This is a genomic window from Kitasatospora sp. NPDC059160 (assembly GCF_042755465.1).
Taxonomy (GTDB): Bacteria; Actinomycetota; Actinomycetes; order Streptomycetales; family Streptomycetaceae; genus Kitasatospora.
Genome location: NZ_JBHZCN010000184.1, coordinates 1 through 5,021, shown reverse-complemented (window position 1 = coordinate 5,021; position 5,021 = coordinate 1). Strand labels below are relative to the sequence as shown.

Below are 5,021 nucleotides of genomic sequence, written 5' to 3'. Positions count from 1 at the left end.
AACCAGCCCGGCCACCCTTTGGGGGGGCGTGTGACCTGTTGGGGGTGTGCGGGGGGGGCCTCCGGCTACCCGAACGGGTTGCCCTGGCGCCACAGCCGTCTGTGCGGTGGGGACGTGCGACGCCGACATGGCGGACAGTCAGTCAAGTGCCGTGGATGTCCGGCTTTGGGCTGGTAAGAGGGCCACTCTTCCAGCTGGCCTCCTGGCGTCCCCCGATCGGGCGTACGGGCCTCGAATGCCTGGGATGACCTGCAGCGCAGCGCCTGCCGGGCCTGATCGGGCGACCGGGCGGCGCGTTACCGGGGGCTGCCCGTCAGGAGCGCATAAGGCTGGAGTAGGGTTTGGCCCGCATAAGCATTCAAACCGTGCCCGTGGACGGGTCGCCGGAGGGGCTCACACTCCCCTCCCGGTGCGACGCGAAGGCGGGCGAGACTTCGGGAAGGCGCTACGTGAGTCCCAACGGCTCCGACCGCTCGCCGCGGCGCACGATGCGGCGGAAGCTGCCTCAGGCGCTGGCACTGGGCCTCGTCATCGCGACCGCCACCGGCTGCTCGGCCAACGACCTCCCCAGGCTTGGCCTCCCGAGTCCGGTCACGAAGGAAGGACCCATGGTCCTCCAGATGTGGCAGGGCTCCTGGATCGCGGCGCTGGTGGTCGGCGTACTGATGTGGGGTCTGATCATCTGGAGCGTGATCTTCCACCGGCGCAAGCGCACCGGCGTGGAGATCCCCCCGCAGACCCGGTACAACGTGCCCATCGAGGCGCTCTACACCGCGGTCCCCATCATCATCGTCTCGGTCCTCTTCTACTTCGTCGCCCGCGACGAGTCGAAGCTGACGCATGTCTCCGCGAAGCCGCAGCACTACGTCAACGTGGTCGGTTTCCAGTGGAGCTGGGCGTTCAACTACGAGAACACCGAGACCCCCGACCCGGCCAACAAGGACGCCGCGTACGAAGTCGGTACGCCCAAGGTGGTCCCGACGCTCTGGCTGCCGGTCAACGAGACGGTGCAGTTCCGGCTCACCTCTCGGGACGTCATCCACGACTTCTGGCCCGTCAACTTCATGATGAAGATGGACGTCGTACCGGGCGTGGTGAACAAGTTCGAGGTCACCCCGACCGTCAAGGGTGACTACATGGGCAAGTGCGCCGAACTCTGTGGTTACGACCACTCGCGCATGCTGTTCAACGTCAAGGTCGTCGACCGTGCCGACTACGACAAGCACCTGGCTGAGCTCCGCGCCAAGGGCCAGAACGGTGCGGTGCCTTCCGGCCTCATCAGCATGGGAAGTGAAGAGAAGTGACCATCCTCAACGAGCCCGCCGCGGCCGGCGGGGGCGCCGAGGCCGTCACGGTCGGGGCGCAGCGGACCCGCAAGCCGGGTTCGACCATCATCAAGTGGTTGACCACCACTGACCACAAGACGATCGGCACCCTGTACCTGGGCACGTCGTTCGCCTTCTTCCTGATCGGTGGCATCCTCGCCCTGGTCATGCGCGCCGAGCTGGCTCGTCCCGGGACCCAGATCCTGTCGAACGAGCAGTTCAACCAGGCGTTCACGATGCACGGCACGATCATGCTGCTGATGTTCGCGACGCCGCTGTTCGCGGGCTTCTCGAACTGGATCATGCCGCTCCAGATCGGCGCCCCGGACGTGGCGTTCCCGCGTCTGAACATGTTCGCGTACTGGCTGTACCTCTTCGGTTCGACCATCGCGGTGGCGGGCTTCGTGACCCCGAACGGCGCCGCCGACTTCGGCTGGTTCGCCTACTCCCCGCTGTCGGACGCGGTGCACTCGCCCGGCGTCGGCGGCGACATGTGGATCATGGGTCTGGCCTTCTCCGGCTTCGGCACGATCCTCGGTGCGGTCAACTTCATCACCACGATCATCTGCATGCGCGCTCCGGGCATGACGATGTTCCGGATGTCGATCTTCGTCTGGAACGTCCTGCTGACCTCGGTGCTGGTCCTGCTGGCCTTCCCGGTGCTGGCCGCCGCGCTGTTCGCCCTGGAGGCGGACCGCAAGTTCGGGGCCCACGTCTTCGATCCCGCCAACGGCGGGGCGATGCTGTGGCAGCACCTGTTCTGGTTCTTCGGCCACCCCGAGGTGTACATCATCGCGCTGCCGTTCTTCGGCATCGTGTCGGAGATCATCCCGGTCTTCAGCCGCAAGCCGATGTTCGGCTACTCCGGCCTGATCGCGGCCACCATCGCGATCGCCGGTCTGTCCGTGACGGTGTGGGCGCACCACATGTACGTCACCGGGCAGGTGCTGCTGCCGTTCTTCTCCTTCATGACCTTCCTGATCGCGGTCCCGACCGGTGTGAAGTTCTTCAACTGGGTCGGCACCATGTGGAAGGGCTCGCTGAGCTTCGAGACGCCGATGCTCTGGACGGTCGGCTTCCTGGTCACCTTCCTCTTCGGTGGTCTGACCGGTGTCCTGCTGGCCTCGCCGCCGATCGACTTCCACGTCTCGGACTCGTACTTCGTCGTCGCCCACTTCCACTACGTGGTCTTCGGCACCGTCGTCTTCGCGATGTTCGCCGGCTTCCACTTCTGGTGGCCGAAGATGACCGGCAAGATGCTGGACGAGCGCCTCGGCAAGATCACCTTCTGGACGCTGTTCTTCGGCTTCCACACCACCTTCCTGGTGCAGCACTGGCTGGGCGCCGAGGGCATGCCCCGCCGTTACGCCGACTACCTGGCCTCGGACGGGTTCACCACCCTGAACACCGTCTCGACCATCGGCTCCTTCGTGCTCGGCCTGTCGATCCTGCCGTTCCTCTACAACGTCTGGAAGACCGCCAAGTACGGCGAGAAGGTCACCGCGGACGACCCGTGGGGCTTCGGCCGCTCCCTGGAGTGGGCGACCTCCTGCCCGCCGCCGCGGCACAACTTCCTCACCCTGCCCCGGATCCGCTCCGAATCCCCGGCCTTCGACCTCCACCACCCGGAGATCGCCGCGCTGGACTACCTGGAGAACCACGGCGAGCCGGCCAAGCACCTCGCGGGTGTGACCCCGGCGAAGTACGACGCCCCGAAGCTGGGCAAGGGCAAGCAGGAGGGTGACGCCTGATGAAGGAACAGGGAAAGATCTTCCTGGGCCTGTCGGTCTTCGTGCTGGCGATGGCCATCACGTACGGCCTGTGGACCAGCAACGCGAAGGACGGCCCGGGCCTGGAGGCCGCCGGCACCACCGCGCTGTTCCTGGCCTTCGCGCTCTGCGCCTTCATCGGCTACTACCTCGCCTTCACCGCCCGTCGGGTGGACAGCGGCGCGGGTGACAACCCCGAGGCCGAGGTGGCGGACGACGCCGGCGAGCTGGGCTTCTTCGCCCCGCACAGCTGGCAGCCGCTCTCGCTGGCGCTCGGTGGCGCGCTCGCGTTCATGGGCGTGATCTTCGGCTGGTGGCTGATGTTCTGGGCCGCCCCGATCATCCTGATCGGCATCTTCGGATGGGTCTTCGAGTTCTACCGGGGCGAGAACCAGAACCAGTAGGTTCCGCCTCCGGCGACAGGGCCGGTCCTCCCGTAACGGGAGGACCGGCCCTGCTGCGTCCCGGGGGTGACCGCCTCACTCACCCGGGTGAACGGAGGGTCGCTCGGATGTCGCTCGCCCCAGGGCGTTCCTACGATCTGATCAATCGTACGAATCGTGCGAACCCCTCGGAGGCGGTCATGGCCGACAGGCGCACAATCGCAGGCATCGGCAGCATCTCGCTGGCGCTCGCAGTGCTGGCCCCGCTGGCCGCCTGCTCGTCCGGCCGGGACGAGGCCGTCGGGCCGCACCGGATCGACGCGGGACCGCTCGTCCACCTCTCGGCCGAGGGCAAGGTCGACCCCTCCAAGCCGGTCACCGTCACCGCGGTGGCGGGCAGCCGGCTCACCGACGTCACCGTGGTCGACCCGGACGGCCGGGTGGTGGCCGGCAAGCTCGCCGACGACCAGCACAGCTGGCAGACCACCGGCCGGCTGCGGGCGAACACCGCGTACGCCGTCCGGATCTCCGCCGACGACGGCCGGAACGGGCGCGGCGACACCACCCAGAACTTCTCCACCCTGGCCGCCCAGCGCCTGCTCACCGCCAAGCTCGGCCCGGACTCCTCGGGCAGCGGCGTCTACGGGGTGGGCCAGCCGCTCACCGCGCAGCTCTCCGAGGCGGTGAAGGACCCCCAGGCCCGCCAGGAGGTCGAACGGGCGCTGACCGTGACCTCCCAGCCCGCCGTCACCGGCGCCTGGTACTGGGTGGACGACAAGAACCTGCACTTCCGCCCGGAGGACTACTGGCCGACCGGTACGACCGTCTCGCTGGCCTTCGACGGCACCGGCAGCCGGATCTCGGACGGCCTCTACGGCGGCGACCGCAGCGCGCTGAAGCTGCGGATCGGCGCGCGGGTCGAGTCGGTGATCGACGCGGCCGCCCACGAGCTCACCCTCAAGCGTGACGGCGTGACGGTCCGGACCATCCCGGTCACCACCGGCAAGCCCGGCTTCGACACCCGCAACGGCATCAAGGTGGTACTCGGCCAGGAGCGTTCCGTCCGGATGAGCGGCGAGACGATCGGCATAGCGGCCGGCAGCTCCGAGTCCTACGACCTGGACGTGAAGTGGGCCACCCGGGTGACCTGGAGCGGCGAGTACGTCCACGCGGCGCCCTGGTCGGTCGGCTCCCAGGGCTACGAGAACGTCAGCCACGGCTGTACCGGGATGAGCACCGACAACGCCGAGTGGTTCTACGACAACACCCGGGTGGGGGACCTGGTGACGGTGGTGAACAGCCGCGGCGCCACCATGGAGCCCTTCGGCAACGGCTTCGGGGACTGGAACATCGACTGGACGGACTGGGTCAAGCACAGCGCCCTCGGACAGCCCCTCAGCACCACCGTCCCGCCCGGCCAGGCCCCCGCCGCGGGGATGATGCGGCCCGAGGTCTAGGGCCTGTCCGGCGGATCTTGCCAGGCGCGCGACGCCGGGCATCCCGCCTGGACGCACGCCCGAATCGCCCAAGTACGTCCAGTACGA

At 67.9% G+C, this 5,021-nt stretch carries 4 protein-coding genes; all 4 read left to right on the top strand.

Annotated elements, in window-relative coordinates; translation table 11 throughout:
• Positions 1 to 449: 449 nt before the first annotated feature.
• The 4 genes from coxB (at position 450) to ACFXOZ_RS40905 (ending at position 4,934) form a co-directional block, all read left to right on the top strand.
• Positions 450 to 1,304 (top strand): cytochrome c oxidase subunit II, encoded by an 855-nt coding sequence (coxB, locus tag ACFXOZ_RS40920; RefSeq protein WP_375893319.1) that lies wholly within the window; start codon positions 450 to 452, stop codon positions 1,302 to 1,304.
• Positions 1,301 to 3,076, top strand: a complete 1,776-nt coding sequence (ctaD, locus tag ACFXOZ_RS40915; protein WP_375893317.1) for a cytochrome c oxidase subunit I — start codon at positions 1,301 to 1,303, stop codon at positions 3,074 to 3,076. The genes coxB and ctaD overlap by 4 nt, the downstream gene beginning before the upstream one ends.
• Positions 3,076 to 3,498, top strand: coding sequence for a cytochrome c oxidase subunit 4 (locus ACFXOZ_RS40910; protein WP_375893315.1), 423 nt, complete (start codon positions 3,076 to 3,078; stop codon positions 3,496 to 3,498). Before ctaD ends, ACFXOZ_RS40910 begins: the two co-directional genes overlap by 1 nt.
• Positions 3,499 to 3,677: 179 nt before the next feature.
• Positions 3,678 to 4,934, top strand: a complete 1,257-nt coding sequence (locus tag ACFXOZ_RS40905; protein WP_375893314.1) for an Ig-like domain-containing protein — start codon at positions 3,678 to 3,680, stop codon at positions 4,932 to 4,934.
• The last annotated feature ends 87 nt before the right edge of the window (positions 4,935 to 5,021 follow it).

What these genes read in the sequence shown, in the direction of transcription:
- ACFXOZ_RS40910 (WP_375893315.1), top strand. Translation starts at nt 3,076, where the DNA reads ATGAAGGAACAGGGAAAGATCTTCCTGGGCCTGTCGGTCTTCGTGCTG.
- ACFXOZ_RS40905 (WP_375893314.1), top strand. Translation starts at nt 3,678, where the DNA reads ATGGCCGACAGGCGCACAATCGCAGGCATCGGCAGCATCTCGCTGGCG.